At 49.3% G+C, this 14846-nt stretch carries 8 protein-coding genes; 3 read left to right on the top strand and 5 right to left on the bottom strand.

Translation table 11 applies throughout. From position 1 onward, the window contains the following. Positions 1-17: 17 nt before the first annotated feature. The 3 genes from AC5JLP_RS27610 to AC5JLP_RS27600 form a co-directional block, all read right to left on the bottom strand. Positions 18-1022 (bottom strand): GNAT family N-acetyltransferase, encoded by a 1005-nt coding sequence (locus AC5JLP_RS27610; RefSeq protein WP_496071053.1) that lies wholly within the window; start codon positions 1020-1022, stop codon positions 18-20. 295 nt (positions 1023-1317) lie between these two features. Continuing rightward, complete coding sequence (locus AC5JLP_RS27605; protein ID WP_496071052.1) at positions 1318-7800, bottom strand: hypothetical protein; 6483 nt, start codon at positions 7798-7800, stop codon at positions 1318-1320. An 80-nt stretch (positions 7801-7880) separates the two neighbouring features. Beyond that, a complete protein-coding gene (locus AC5JLP_RS27600) occupies positions 7881-8354 on the bottom strand; it encodes a hypothetical protein (RefSeq protein WP_496071051.1) in 474 nt (157 codons plus the stop codon). A gap of 418 nt (positions 8355-8772) precedes the next feature. On the opposite strand from AC5JLP_RS27600, the gene AC5JLP_RS27595 reads away from it, so the two are divergent. Continuing rightward, entirely contained in the window at positions 8773-12396 is a 3624-nt protein-coding gene (locus tag AC5JLP_RS27595) for a WD40 domain-containing protein (protein WP_496071050.1), read from the top strand. 80 nt (positions 12397-12476) lie between these two features. Here AC5JLP_RS27595 and AC5JLP_RS27590 read toward each other — a convergent pair whose 3' ends face one another. Next, positions 12477-12968: a hypothetical protein gene (locus AC5JLP_RS27590; RefSeq protein ID WP_496071049.1), complete on the bottom strand. Its 492-nt coding sequence runs from the start codon at positions 12966-12968 to the stop codon at positions 12477-12479. A gap of 621 nt (positions 12969-13589) precedes the next feature. On the opposite strand from AC5JLP_RS27590, the gene AC5JLP_RS27585 reads away from it, so the two are divergent. Continuing rightward, entirely contained in the window at positions 13590-13793 is a 204-nt protein-coding gene (locus AC5JLP_RS27585; protein ID WP_496071048.1) for a hypothetical protein, read from the top strand. Then, the gene (locus AC5JLP_RS27580) at positions 13783-13977 is read left to right on the top strand and encodes a DUF433 domain-containing protein (RefSeq protein WP_496071047.1); all 195 of its coding nucleotides are present in this window, start codon (positions 13783-13785) and stop codon (positions 13975-13977) included. The genes AC5JLP_RS27585 and AC5JLP_RS27580 overlap by 11 nt, the downstream gene beginning before the upstream one ends. A 128-nt stretch (positions 13978-14105) precedes the next feature. Here AC5JLP_RS27580 and AC5JLP_RS27575 read toward each other — a convergent pair whose 3' ends face one another. Beyond that, positions 14106-14648, bottom strand: a complete 543-nt coding sequence (locus AC5JLP_RS27575) for a hypothetical protein (RefSeq protein ID WP_496071046.1) — start codon at positions 14646-14648, stop codon at positions 14106-14108. Between the last annotated feature and the right edge of the window lie 198 nt (positions 14649-14846).

The raw sequence follows: 14846 nt of genomic DNA, 5'->3' as shown, positions 1-14846 counted from the left end.
TCGATCGCTTTGCAACTCTACAGGCAGTTTAGGTCATCCGCTGCACCAGAATGGTTAGACGTAGTTCGAGGCTTTTGGAGAATACGCCAAACTGTGGCTTTCTCAATGGGAAACCAATGGAACAATGAGAAAATAACTAAATCTGTTGTGTCAACTTCTATGTCTCCCCTAGTTAAACCACGAGCGCGTGCTGCCTTAAACTGATGAGCATATAGGGTCTGAAGCAGCAAGCCAGCAGTCTCAATCGAGTACTGTCGGCTGATATATCCCCACATCATGTCCAAGGTGTCATTACCCTGAATGCACGCAGTCGCGGCACCAACTATCCGATCATCCGTCAGTAGCCCAAAACTCAATGCTGGCAAAACCCCCTTGAGCGGAAAATCCTTCCATACAGGATGCTCTAGAGGTTGAGGCGGCGACCAGAAATGTTCCTCACCATATCGGTAAGCTAAGAAATGAGAAACGTGTTGCGGCATTTCGGCATGAGTGAACAAGTCTGTGAAAGACACAAGCTTGAGATGATTGCATTCTGGTAATGACGGCAATGTTAGGTGATGACTAAAATCAAAACCCTGAAGATCTAGTTCAAGACAGTGGCAATCAAGAGTGTGCTGATAACCGAGTGCAAACAAGAAGGCTTCAGCATGATCATTTCCTCTGTAATAACTGCCATTCGTTCCAAGATGATGAGGTTGAAGTGAGCTAGCCTGTAAGAGGGCTTGATGTAACCATCGACCTAAGCCTTGCCTACGAAAGTTTGGGTGGACTCCCACCATGACCTCAACCCAGTGAGGATGGAAGGCATTGTAATGGCTAACAGCAACCCCAACTAGGTTTACCTGCCTCTCTGCCACCAAAACGGTAGGAACACGCTCACTACCCCACTGCTCAACCCAGTTTTCATACCAATCCTCATAGCCATCCCTATCGACTTGAAAGACCTGCTTAACAAATTGTTTTACGCGGGGAATCTCATCTTGAGTGATGCTACGAAGCGTAAACTGATCCACTGAGGACATAGCGCGTTTCTACTAGCAAAGTTTCTTTATACGATACCGTTGGCAAATCGGTTAGAGAAAAACAAGAACCTTTGAGTTCCCTATGTTTGGTTCAATTAGTATCCCGACGACCAATTAAACTGTCCTTGCTGTGATTAAGGTTCAGCACTTAGTGATTTTTCTCTGACGAATTCACCAACGGTATCCGTGTCCTGTCCCCATCCCGCGATCGCCTGCATCAAGTGCTAAACGTAGAGCCTCGACTTCAGCCTACGATGAAGCATTCGGGAAGCGATCGCACTTTGCTCCTGCTCGTTTAGGTAGAGAGAGCGGGATTGAGCTGTTGGTTGGTCAACCTCAGGAAAGAACTGGTTGTCAGAGCGCTGGCTTGAACATGATTCAGAGTCATCAAAGTTTCGCCTGTGCTGTTGAGTTTGATCCAGGTGCTGCTGGCATTAACCTCAGTGCCCTGGGTAATCATGAGTTGATCGAACGTGAGACCCTTGCCGAGTCCAAGACGGTCTTGCCCCAGGGTGAAGTCCAGCACAATGTCTCGACTCTCCCCAGTGAGAGCAAAAATGTCACTGCCTAAGCCACCAGAAAGAGTGTTAATGCCAGTGCCACCCACCAGTAAGTCATCGCCTGCACCACCAACGAGGAAATCATCCCAGTCTTGACCATAGAGAAAGTCATTGCCAGCGTCACCAGTTAGAGTATCGCTTCCAAAGCCACCGACCAGGGTGTCGTTACCAGCGCCGCCGCGCAGGATGTCGTTACCACTCAAGCCCCAAAGCGTATCGTTGCCACCCTGACCATTGATGACATCATCTGATTGCTCAAACCCCTTGGTGGTGTTGTCGAGGTCATTCAGGAACGTGACCCGATTTTTGCCAAGGTTAGGCAGGATTTGGTCGAATTGCCAGTTCGCATCAAAAACATCAAAACTATCCTGAATGGCTGTCTCACTATCAAAGAGAATATTGCCCAGTGCGGCTGTTCCTGGCACTTCAGGACTAAAGTTATCCAGATCTTCTAACTTGAAGTTTTGCAAGGTGACCTGAGTGTTTGTCACTCCTTCAAACGAGATGACGAGATTGCTCCCTTCCTGGGTCAGAAGCATGTTTTTAGCCGTTAAGCCTGTTCCCTCAAATTTGAGAGTATCGATTTCTGCAACAACGGCTGGAGTTTGTCGGTTCTTTGCACCCATGCCGCCAAAGTCAGTGATCGTATCAAAACCCTCTTCACGTCGCAAGATGAAGCGATCGCGTCCGCCACCACCCGACAGCGCATCATTGCCAATGCCACCATCAATGCGGTCATTGCCAGCGCCACCATTGATTCGGTCGTTGCCCAAGCCGCCTATCAGCGTGTCAGTACCGCTATTGCCGAACAACGTATCATTGCCAGCGCCACCGTCCAACAAATCGTCTCCAGCTTCGCCTGAAAGCACGTCATCACCAGTGCCACCCCCTACAGTGTCGTTGCCGGCACGACCAAAAACAGTATCGTTACCTGCACCTGCCAGGATCAGGTTGTCTCCAGCATTGCCCGTGAAGAAGTCGTTGAAGGCAGAGCCAACCGCATTTTCGATGTTGATGAGTTGGTCTCTGTTGCCCCAGCCATCGATTGCCGCTGTCGCTTCCAGATTCACCGCGACCGCGTTCGGGTCAAACTGGTAGCTAATGGTGTCGCTGCCTGTTCCACCGTCTAAGCTATCGTTACCTGCGTTACCGATTAGCAGATCATTTCCTGCCAATCCCTGGATTACGTTGGCGATGTCGCTACCGATCAGGATATCGGCAAGTTGCGAACCGATCACGTTCTCGATAGTTTGCAAGCTGTCTGTGGTGCCAAAGCCATCCAGGGCTGTATTGGCGGCGATCGTAAAGGGTAGCAGTCCTGGAGGGGCTTCGCTGCTGTAGCTAATGGAGTTCAGGTTAACCACGACTCCGGCGGGTGACGTTTGGTAGAGCACCGTGTCGTCGCCGCTGCCGCCATCAATCGCGTCGTTGCCCGCATCGCCACTTAGTAAGTCATTGCCTGCGTCGCCATTGAGTATATCGTTACCGTTGCCGCCTGCTAAGGAGTCATTCCCGGTCTCGCCAAACAGGCGATCGTCGCCGTCTGCTCCCGCTAAGGAGTCGTTGCCTTCGCCGCCCACCAACAGGTCACTGCCAGCCTCGCCAAACAGTTGGTCGTTGCCCGTGCCACCGTTAAGGGTGTCATTGTCATCACCACCGAACAGTTGATCGTTGCCAGCTTCGCCAAACAGGCGATCGTTGCCTGTGCCGCCCTCCAAAGTATCGTCGCCGACTCCAGCTAACAGCAAATCGTTGTCCTCTCCTCCATTCAAGAAGTCGTTGCCGTTGCCGCCTTGCAATTGGTCAGCCCCAGCTTCGCCAAACAAGCGATCGTTGCCATCATCACCATTGAGCAGGTCTGCGCCTGCGCCGCCAAACAGTTGGTCGTTGCCTGACTCCCCTGCCAATGTGTCGTTACCCACACCGCCAAACAGTTGGTCATCGCCTACACCACCCAATAGTTGGTCGTTGCCCGCATCACCGTTCAACGTGTCGTTACCCTCCTGCCCATAGAGGAAGTCATCCTCGTCATTACCAAAGAGTTGGTCGTTGCCTGTGCCACCTTCCAAAACATCACTGCCCGTATCACCGAGGAGTTGGTCATTGCCCTCGCCGCCGTAGAGCAGGTCTTCGCCTGTACCGCCGTTAAGAGTGTCATTGCCGTCACCACCCTCTAAGTTGTCGTTGCCGGCTTCACCGAAGAGGGCATCGTTGCCAGCACCACCCAGGAAGGTATCGTCACCGTCGCCACCCTCCAGTCGATCGTCTCCAAGGCGACCTTCGAGGAAATCATCACCGCTGCCGCCGATCAAGGTATCATTCCCGTCGCCACCGTCCAGAGCATCGTCTCCGGTTTGCCCTAAAAGCAGGTCGTTACCATCCCCACCTGATAAGCGATCGTTGCCTGTACCACCGTTTAGTGTGTCGTTACCCTCACGTCCATCTAGAAAATCATCACCACTCAAACCCCAGAGATAGTTGGCTTGAGCATCCCCGGTGAGCCGATCGTTAAATTCGGAGCCTTCCAGGTTCTCGATTTGAGTGAAAACGTCACCGTTAGCGTCGCCGCTGGTACCTCTGGCGATTGTCAAGTTAGCAGTGACACCAGACAATGCTGTGAAATAAGAGGCGGTGTCAATGCCATTGCCGCCGTTGAGCGAGTCAGCCCCGGCTCCACCGACTAGTTTGTCATCGCCGTCTTCACCCAAGAGCGTATCAGCGCCGTCGTTGCCAAACATGAGGTCGTTGCCACTGCGGGCTTCGATGCGGTCGTTACCGCTGCCGCCGAAGAGAATGTTGTCTTGAGCGTCCCCGACGATCGTGTCATTGCCCTGCGACCCAACCACATCTCGGAAGTTACGGAGAATATCCACATTGCCGAAGCCGTCGATCGCTCTTCCTTCCTCCAGATTGATGAATGCTGATCCTGGATCACGGCGATAGCTAACGACGTTAATACCTGTACCACCGTCCAGCGTGTCATTACCAGCATTGCCAATTACTAGGTCGTTTCCGGCTCCAGCCAGGATATCATTTTCAGTTGCGTTACCAATCAAAACGTCGTTGAAGTCTGAGCCAATGATGTTTTCCAGGTTTTGCAGGGTGTCTGTTGTGCCGAAGCCATCGGTGGCAGATCCAGCAGCGATCGCAAAAGTAGGTTCGGGATCAACCGTGCCGCCTGGATTGCTATAGCTGTTGGTTTCGTCAATGTTGACCACAACGCCAGTCGGAGCGTTGGCATAGCTGACGGTATCAATATCATTACCGCCATCAATCAAATCGTTGCCTGCATCGCCCACCAGAAAATCGTTGCCCGCATCACCTACTAGCTGGTCATCGCCTGCGCCGCCGCTAAGCGTGTCATCACCGGCTTCGCCAAAGAGTTGGTCATTGCCACCTTTACCGTCAATGATGTCGTTACCACTGCCAGCAAGGATAAGGTTAGCTTGGTTGTCACCCACCAAGCGATCAGCGAACTCAGAGCCAATAACATTTTCAATGTTTCTGAGCGTGTCCACTCCACCGAAGCCATCTGAAGCCGTGCCAAGTTCTAAGGAGACAGAAACCGCACCAGGAGCATAGCGGTAATTGAGTGTATCAATATCGTCGCCCCCGTCTAAAGCGTCATTGCCAGCATCTCCCAAGAATTCGTCATTGCCAGCTTCGCCAAAGAGTTGGTCATTACCATCTTTACCGTCAATGATGTCATTACCTTTTCCGGCGAGAATGATGTTAACTTGGCTGTTACCCGTGAGGCGATCGGCGAACTCAGAACCAACAATGTTTTCAATGTTCTTTAGAGTATCCAGTCCACCTGAGCCATCCGATGCAGTTTCAAATTCCAAGGAAACTAAAACCGCACTCGGATCATAGCGGTAACTGGCTGTATCAATGCCATCACCACCATCTAGCGTGTCATTTCCCGCATTGCCAATCAAAACATCACTGCCTCCTAGTCCTGCAATCGCGTTGTTTTGACTATTACCGATTAGGATATCAGCGAGGTTGGAACCTAGGATTCCTTCCAGATTTAATAATGTATCGGTTGTGCTATAACCATCCTGAGCTTTTCCAGCCGCAATCTCAAATGATGGTTCTAGATCCGAAGAATAAGCTTGATGGCTATATCCAGTTGTTGTGTCAAGATTGACGACTACTCCTTTAGGGGAGTAGAGGTAGGAAGCTACGTCAGTACCGGCACCACCGTCAATGGTGTCGTTTCCAGCTCCACCAATCAGCAGATCGTTATTCGCACCGCCATCAAGGAAATCATCACCATCTTTGCTGTCTTTGCCTATATCACCCCCATATAGAATATCCTGACCTTCTCCACCGTAGAGGAAGTCACCTTGGTTGCCGCCATTCAGTAGGTCATTTCCGCTGTCACCCCAAAGCTTATCAACACCATCGCCTCCATAGAGTTCGTCAGAATTATTACCTCCATGCAATTCATCATTGCCTTTATTTCCAAAGAGCTTATCATTATCATTATCTCCGTAAAGAAAATCGCCTTGATTTCCACCGCTGAGATAGTCGTTGCCAGCTCCCCCATGTAACTCCGCTGATACATTAGCAGAAACAATAATTTTGTCTTTTCCGGTGTCAGCAAAAGCAACAATATTAGCAACGTTGCTGTAAGAATCTTGTTGACCAAAAGCAGTCACACTGAAGTCTGAATTGAGCGTGAATTCCTCATCAATTACATTCTTGCTTACATTGCGTTTTGCACGATCGCTCTCTGCTCCCATATTAAAACGCAACTCACGAGTAGCTGCATCATAGGTAGCAAGATTAGGCTTGAACTGTGCAGTATTTCCTGCGCCACCGCTGTTGCCAAAAGTAAAAATGTTGATCCTTGGTCCAAATTCAAATTTATACGTTTCAACTAACTTTTCAAAATCACCTGTAACAGCGCTCAGAAAAGCCTTGACTGGATTCAAAGTAATATGCTCTGCATATCCAGTTAGTCCTGCGGTAACAGCACCTGTTGCGTTAAACTTACCGTTACCGCTACTGAATTCGTTGGACAATTCAGCATAGCGTAGCTGTGAACCTTGACCGGGGAGGAAAAACTTAACATCACCACTAACATCAAATTTTACTGACGCTTTAGCAACATTCTCTATCCCGACGTTAGCAGATGCGTAAAGCTCTGAGTGAAGATTGAAGACTTCCTTGCTACGATCAAGATAAAATCCGTTTAACAAGTTATCACTAGTAATACCAAAAGAGTCGTAACCGATCGTTAGTCCAGGACTTCCAAAATTGATTTCCGCTCCAAGCTCAGCATAGATAGGAACTGGAATTGGAACCGGAATTGGAATTATCTGAGTGTAGTTAAAGTTAGCCTTCAAACCAGGAGTTGAATACTCGATCAGCTTTACATCAGATTTGCCAAGAAAAAGATTAAATGCTGTAGTTGGTGTTTCAAGAAACGGTAAACTGAAACGATTTCCAGTCAAGGATTTTATCTTAGGGATAAATTCATTTAGACCTTGCTGGTTGAGCGGGCTGGTTGAAGAAGCTGAAGGGCTTATGATGTCGCCATTTGCTGAGAGGCTAAATTCACCTAGATCAATGAAACCACTGGAAGCTGACTGAGCTGATTTTACGGCATTAGTAACGCTTGAGAAAGCATTGATAGTCTCTATCAACCCTGCATCGATAGTTTTATCATATTGCTTAGCGAGACTAAGTAAATTGATCTCAACACCAAAATCGTCTAGCCCAGGAATGTTTGTAGTTAGAACCTTGACAATGGGATCAAAAGGGCGCAATACATCAGAAACGGGTTTGAAGAAAGGTTCAATTAAATTATCGAAGAAAGAGCTAGTGTCGAGTTGGACTTTTTTGAAACCAGCAGATGTTTGAGAAGGATTAGTGAGTGACCAGTCCAAATACAGATCACCCCGAAGATCTGGTAATCCCTTTCCAAAAGCTGTACTCAACGTTTCATTAAAGTTGACCTTGAATTCGCCATTTGATTCAACAATGTACTGTCGATCAATACCAAAAATAGAGTCTAGCTGATTATCTAGGCTATCAAGAGTTTGTTTGACGAATGCATCATCAGATGTTGAAGTGAGCTTTTGCTCTGCGTCATTAATTGCTTTCTCAAAGCCAGAGAATTTAGGATTCTTTCCTAACGAAGTATCTAATTTCTTAAGCAAACCCTCAAGATTCTGTAGCCCCTGGTCAATTTGTTCTGATGCTGGCATCTTCTTTCTCCTTGACTAAATTAGTTTTTACCTTGAGTAAAGCCCTAATTAAATTGCTCAAGATTCAATCCGCACTTGAATTACCGAGCGTTCTGACAAGCTTGCACAGCAGCAGCTTCGCTGATTGCAGTTCTCACCGTTTGAAGTTGCCAACCGCCAAAACCATCTTCCCGACTCAACTGGCTACAATAGCTGCGAGTGCAAACCAGTCGTTGTTCGTACATCAGCTTTTTCATACAATCCGCGATCGCCTGTGGAGAACCGCCAATCCGCGGTTGCGGTTGGTAAATGACTGAAGGCTGTGCGGGTGGAGCGGAAGCTGGAGCTGGCGAAGCTGGGCAACCAAAGGGCGTGCAGGGAGAGGCACCAGGATTCGGACAACCAAACGGATTACAGGCTCCGGCACCGGGTTGAGAGCAGCCAAAGGCATTGCAGTTTTGGGCAACTGAAGGCTGTATTTGTGTGAATAAAGTTAGAGTGGCACCGAGGACACCGACTGTTAGCACTTTACTAATCGTTCCTGACAAAAATTCACGCTTGGGTGATCGATTCATCTTTAATCCTCATTCCGGTTTACTGAAAGCGTTCAGTAGATGCTCAACCCGTTGAAGATTTTTAGCAGCTTGCCTGCAACTGTCATCTTCGATGCTTCAATTTGCCCTACAAGGCTTGCAGAAATTATCACGATGCCTAGAGCAGCTTGTACTACAAAGGTGAGATCACTTTATCTACTAGGTCGTAAGCTTGTCAGTCGGAAAAGGTCTGGTAAAAGTCGGAGCAAAGCCAGGTTAAAAGTTTAAGAATCATCTGTCAGTGCCGCAAATTAAGGGAGAGCTGTAGTAAAAGTTGAAAAAAGCTGATAAAACGTTCGTTCCAACCAACAGGTTGGCTGTGGTCAAACACAAGCGTGTTTGACCACAAAATACAGAACGGTGCACCATATTCACTTGTAATTCACCAAGGGCAGCATCTATGACCGTTGAAGAGGCGATCGCACTGGTTGAGCAACTACTGGAGCGGGGAAAACTAACCAAAGCGCAGGAAGCTGTCTTTAGCGGTACATGGGAAGAGAAGACCTACGCTCAAATTGCTGCCAAAGCTGGTTATGACAACGGTCATATTAAAGATGTCGGAGCAGATCTCTGGCGATCGCTCACAACCGCTTTGGGAGAAAAGGTCACAAAGCAAAATCTGCACGGTGTGATCAAGCGAACCGCCAAGCTGAGACTGGCGATCGATCCATCTGTATTGCTTCAGACTTCTACCTCAGAGCAAGCTCACGTTGACTGGGGTGAAGCGATCGATGTATCCCGCTTCTACGGTCGCACCAACGAGCTGCACACCTTAAGCCAATGGTTGCTGCAGGAAGGGTATCGTCTCGTTGCTCTACTGGGCATGGGTGGGATGGGCAAGACAGCCTTGTCAGTCAGACTGACCGACAAGATTCAGGGTGAGTTTCAACTGGTCATTTGGCGATCGCTGCGGAATGCTCCCCCGCTCGATGAACTCCTCACTAATTTGCTTCAGTTCCTAGCGCGCCAACAGGTCATTGCTTTACCGTCGACCGCTGAGGGCAAAGTGGCGCTGCTGGTATCCTACCTTCAGCAAACACGCTGTTTAGTTGTATTGGACAACTTTGAAGCCGTTTTGGAGGGCGGCATTCAGTCGGGAACTTACAAAGCTGGCTATGAAGGCTATGGTCGTTTGCTCCATCAGGTGGGCGAGATCACTCACCGAAGTTGTTTCGTGCTGACCAGTCGCGAAAAGCCTAGGGAAGTCGCAACGCTAGAAGGCGTGCATTCAACGGTGCGATCGCTCATTGTCACCGGACTCACTCTAGCCGAAGGACAAGCAATTTTTCAGGATAGAGATTGCACAGGTAGGAATGAAGCGGCATGGCAGTCCATCATTAATCACTACGCAGGCAACCCGCTGGCATTGAAAATTGTCGCTTCCGCAATTCAGGAGTTGTTTGGTGGCGATGTCGATCAATTCATCCCCTACTTAAGGCAGGGACGGTTGCAGTTTGGCGATCTCGCCGATCTTCTGGATCGCCAGTATGCACGATTGACGACACCGGAACAGCACATCCTTTACTGGCTCTGTATTGGTCGAGAACCCGTTTCGTTGTCGGAGCTAGAGCACGATGTCGTTTCAGAGTCAATCAAGCGCCAGCTTCTGGATATCCTGACCTCATTAGTGAGGCGCTGTCTGGTGGAGCGGACTGAGCAGGGGTGGTCTCTCCAACCTGTCGTCATGGAATATATCAGCGAGAAGTTCATTGCCCAAATTTGTCTAGAGATCACTCAGCAGGAACTAGCCTTATTCAAAAGCCATGCCTTAATCAAAGCAACCGCAAAAGACTACGTGAGGCAGACCCAAGTTCGCCTGCTTTTGCAAGTGATCGTCAGTCAGCTGATTGATCAACTTGGCAACCAGAAAAGTTTAGAGTTTTACTTGACGCAAATTCTGGCTCAACTGCGGCAAAAACCAACGCTACCGCCTAATTATGCGGCTGGAAACTTGCTCAATTTGCTGTGCTGTTTACAAACCGATCTCACTGGCTATAACTTTGCTCAGCTAACTGTTTGGCAAGCCTATCTTCAAGATGTGAATCTACCGGAAGTGAATTTTGCCGGAGCCGATTTGAGCCGCTCTGTCTTTGCAGAATTGTTTTCTGGCGTCATTACCCTGGGGTTTAGCCCGGATGGGACACTCCTCGCGACCGCAGACTCCCGCTATGAAATTCAAGTCTGGGAAGTTGCCAGCGGTAAACATCTCATAACCCTGAGAGGGCATCAGAGCTGGATTTGGTCGCTCGTTTTTAGCCCCCGTGCACAACTTCTGGTCAGCGGCAGCGATGACTACTCCATTAAAATATGGAATCTTCGGACTGAGCAGTGTCTTCAAACTCGTAAGGGACCGCCGAATCTACTCAATGCGATTTGTTTTGCCGATTCACTACTTGGCGAAGCAGATGCTGAAAGTGTGTCAATCTTAGGTCAAGCTTCAGAAAGCTGGCATCCAGCACTCTTGGCTCAGCAGATTGAAGCGCTACAGGGACGCAATTTTCTGGTGCGCTCGCTGACTTACAGTCCTGATTCTCATTTGTTGGCTTTGAGCACTCAAGCTTCAACCATCAATCTCTGGAATATTCAGACGGGCGAGTGTTACCAGACGTTTAGCGGACACAACGCTTTTGCGCGGTTACTGAAATTCAGTCCTGATGGCACCGTCTTAGCAAGTAGCAACTACGACGAAGACCAAGCCAGCTATACGCCTGAGATTAAGCTTTGGGATGTTAAAACAGGGATCTGCCAACTGACGCTGCATGGGCATACTCGTATGGTGAATGATTTTGCCTTTAGTGCGTCTGGTCAATGGCTGGTGTCTGCTAGCAGCGATCAAACACTCAAGCTTTGGAATCTACAGACAGGCGACTGCGTTAGAACCTTCCTCGGTCACTCCAATCGAGTACTGAGTGTGGCGTTTACACCCGATGATCAGTCGTTAGCCAGCGGGGGGGACGATCGCACGATTAAGCTTTGGCACATCCGAACGGGGCAATGCGTTAAAACCTTGCAGGGATACACCAACGCGATTTACTCAATGTCGATGTCGCTTGATCGTCAGGTGCTTGCTACGTCCCATGAAGACGAGTCGGTCAAATTATGGGATGTCACGACCGGAAGCGTCTTCAGAACTTTACACGGGCATGTGAACCGCGTTTGGTGTACGGCTTTTCCCGCTCAGCGAGATCATAATGCTGGTGATGAAAATCAAGCAGTTAACAATCTGTTGGCAAGTAGTGGCGCTGACTACAGTGTGAAGCTCTGGAATTGGCAGACTGGGCACTGTCTAAGAACCTTACAAGAACACACCAACTGGGTCTGGACAGTTGTTTTTAGCCCCAATGGGCAGCTACTTGCTAGTGGAAGTTTGGACCGTACCATCAAGCTCTGGAATGTCCAAACAGGTGAGTGTGTCAGAACCTTTCAGGAACAAAACAGTGCCATTATGCCAGTCCTCTTTAGCTCTAATGGACAACACTTAATGAGCGGAGATTACGGTGGCATGGTGAGGCAATGGGATGTACGGACAGGCAGGTGCCTGAAACACTGGCAGGCGCACGAGGGGCGAATTTTTGCAATTGCTCTTCACCCTACCCAACTTCAGCTTGCCAGTGGTGGCAATGACCAGCACATTCGGTTGTGGGATCTGCAGACGGGACACTGCTTGAAAACGTTTCAAGGGCATACGGCTGCGGTTTCAGCCATCCGATTTTCCTCAGATGGACAACAACTTATAAGCGCCAGCTTTGATCAAACCATCAGAATTTGGGATCTTGCTACCGAACAATGTGTGCAAACGCTGCTGGGACATCAAAGTGTCGTTTCATCTATTGTTGACGACACAGTATTGTTCAGTAGTAGTGTTGATGAAACCATTCGCCTGTGGGACTTGAACACTGGAAACTGCCTGAAGACATTTATCACTCCACGCCCCTATGAAGGCATGAACATCACTGGGGCGATTGGACTAACCGAAGCTGAAGTCGCAACATTGAAAGCGCTGGGTGCGATCGAGGTTGCTTGAGGAGGCGCTCGATGTGAATCTACTTGTAGAGTGCTGTAGGAGCAGGAGGGGAACATTCTCCAGCAACCCACTTACACTGCTTACTGACGAGACTGTAAAATCCTCGCTCCGATGTTGATCTGCACCAAACGGTAGAGTTCGTCCGAGGGCTTGGCATCACTCGGTCCACTGCACAGCCCTACCAAATTCCTCACAATTTGAATCGGTGTCACAAGCAACCCCCACGGAAAGCCCCACCAGCCCAGCAACAGTGCAAGCAAGCTGTCTTTCACTTGCTCAAGGCGTCCACACTGACGGCAACAAATATGTGGTCTACTACTCCAAGTCGTCAGCACCAGTGCCGACCAGATGCGGTGCGAGGTATGCACATCAACCGGACCGGGACCCTGACAACGAGGGCAAGCAGCTTGATGCAGTGTTCTTACCTGCTCTCTTAAATAGTCCTCCGGAATCTGATCGATCGCCGCTAGTGAGTAACCCTTGCGTTGGCAGGTGCGATTACAGAATCTATAGCGATCAGCGCGAACGCCACCGAACAAAATCGTGGTGCCACAATAGTCACACTTTGCCATACTGCTACCTCAAAATTCAATGCTTGGAACTGATGGTTTCACCAGCTACTGCAAAACCAGGGGATGAGTTAAACTCCAGCGCCTACCTGAACGGTTACGCATGCTGAGAAATTTTCAAATTTAGAAGTTGCTGCATTCAACCTAATCTTCATATCCCTGCTTCGTCAGTCGGAAGAAGGTCGGGAAAGAGTCAGATCCACACCACATATAATTCAGCCTCTAATTACTGCGAGTGAGTTTAGACAGAGAGTGGATGATACTTCTACTCATCTCCTTATTGGCTGTAAGTCATTGTCAGTTCAGCAGAGGCACAAGTAGAATCTCAACTTATGTCCATCTGAGCAAGCACTGTCGGTTGAGCGATCGCGTTGGTCTCTTGCCCCCTGAGCAGAAGTGCAACGTGGAATGGGGCTTTCAGCCGCTCAAACCGGGTAAATTGGCCTCTGTACTACCGCTTTCTGAGTCCAAAAAGTCCAAAACCAGTCCAGAGCCACTAGTACACCCCAAAAAACGGGTTCTCTGCGACCATTTACAGCACTGTTTCAAGCGGCGATCGCGTGCCGCTCTCAATCAACCATGTTTACTCGTGATCACGCCTGATGAGAGTGCACCTTCTCGATTGTGCAACAGCAGCATGGTGAAAAAGCAGCAGAGGGCACTCATGCGAGGAGCAGCGCTAAGGTAGAAGGCGAAGACGTGAGTGTCCCTGAGCCACCTGAAGTGGCTCGGCATGGACAAACAGCACAAGACCTTGGGATGAGACATGGCAACGACAAAAATGAGAAAGACGCCTGGTTGTTAGATGACAATGAGCATGACGAGTAAAGGTCGGACGCAAATTCCGGTGTGGCAAATAGTCGCCTTGCGCGCTCAGGGCTGCTCTGATGCCAATTTGCTCAACGACTACCCACAGTTGACCCGAGACGACTTGAAAGCGGTCCACACCTACTATGCTCAGCACCCCGAAGAAATCGACGCGGCGATCGCAGCTGAGGCTGCAGAGAGCTAACACCTGTGTGCGGTGCTAGCCTCAATCCGGCACGACCTCAGCTTTGGTGACGACTGCGAAGCAGCGCTTACCTCTGACCTGATAGAACAATAGAGGCTTTGGTGAGGACGAGACAGAGAAGGCAGGCTCTAATCTCTGCTGTAAGCTGTGAGTATGCGCTCACAGCAGCCGGCTTCCTGAATACGGTCAAAAATTTCCACTTCATAACCATCGAAGCACTGGCCTTTGAACGTGCAAGGTAAGTCTAATAACAGCCTTTTGATGTCTCTTTTTGTGTAGCGAGCGCTAAGTTGCCACTCGACGCCACATGCCCACTCCCACATGGTATAAAGCATATTCAATGCGTCTAGAAACTCTAGCGTGAGCGCAAAATCATTGACCTGAACAATCGTCAGGTTATAAGCATTGTGCTTAAAGCCTTTTTCATAATTTTCTAGCCACTGCTCAGCTGAGCCAAAAAGATCGCAGTCTTGAATAATCCGACCATGATCACGTTCTACAAGGAAGCATAGAGACGTGTCACCGTCGCCAACCTCTGTCTGTGAGAGGTTTTTGTTGGGAGCCACAAAGTACCAACCATAAGGTTTCTCAATGACGGCTTGCTCCACAAAAAAGCGATTGGAGCCGATGTACTCCTCAGCAAGCTGCTTCGCGTCTTCAAAATCAAGCATGGGTGAAGCGTTGTAGAGCATACCCCCACTATTCCCTGAGCAAAGTGGAAATCCGTACACTCATGATTCATTTGGAAAAGTCGGCCTCGCTACGGCTCTGCATTTAATCCTGCAGGGTTCAGAAGAGCTCATCGTGGCCCTATTGCCGGGCCCGCAGCCCTACTGCGGTCAGTGCAGCTTCCCCTTCGACTACTTTAG

It is taken from the genome of Stenomitos rutilans, from assembly GCF_059505485.1.
This window is presented reverse-complemented; position numbering and strand designations above follow the sequence as displayed.

Coding starts and splice junctions, on each gene's coding strand:
- AC5JLP_RS27610 (WP_496071053.1), bottom strand. CDS start 1,022: ATGTCCTCAGTGGATCAGTTTACGCTTCGTAGCATCACTCAAGATGAG.
- AC5JLP_RS27605 (WP_496071052.1), bottom strand. CDS start 7,800: ATGCCAGCATCAGAACAAATTGACCAGGGGCTACAGAATCTTGAGGGT.
- AC5JLP_RS27600 (WP_496071051.1), bottom strand. CDS start 8,354: ATGAATCGATCACCCAAGCGTGAATTTTTGTCAGGAACGATTAGTAAA.
- AC5JLP_RS27595 (WP_496071050.1), top strand. CDS start 8,773: ATGACCGTTGAAGAGGCGATCGCACTGGTTGAGCAACTACTGGAGCGG.
- AC5JLP_RS27590 (WP_496071049.1), bottom strand. CDS start 12,968: ATGGCAAAGTGTGACTATTGTGGCACCACGATTTTGTTCGGTGGCGTT.
- AC5JLP_RS27580 (WP_496071047.1), top strand. CDS start 13,783: ATGACGAGTAAAGGTCGGACGCAAATTCCGGTGTGGCAAATAGTCGCC.
- AC5JLP_RS27575 (WP_496071046.1), bottom strand. CDS start 14,648: ATGCTTGATTTTGAAGACGCGAAGCAGCTTGCTGAGGAGTACATCGGC.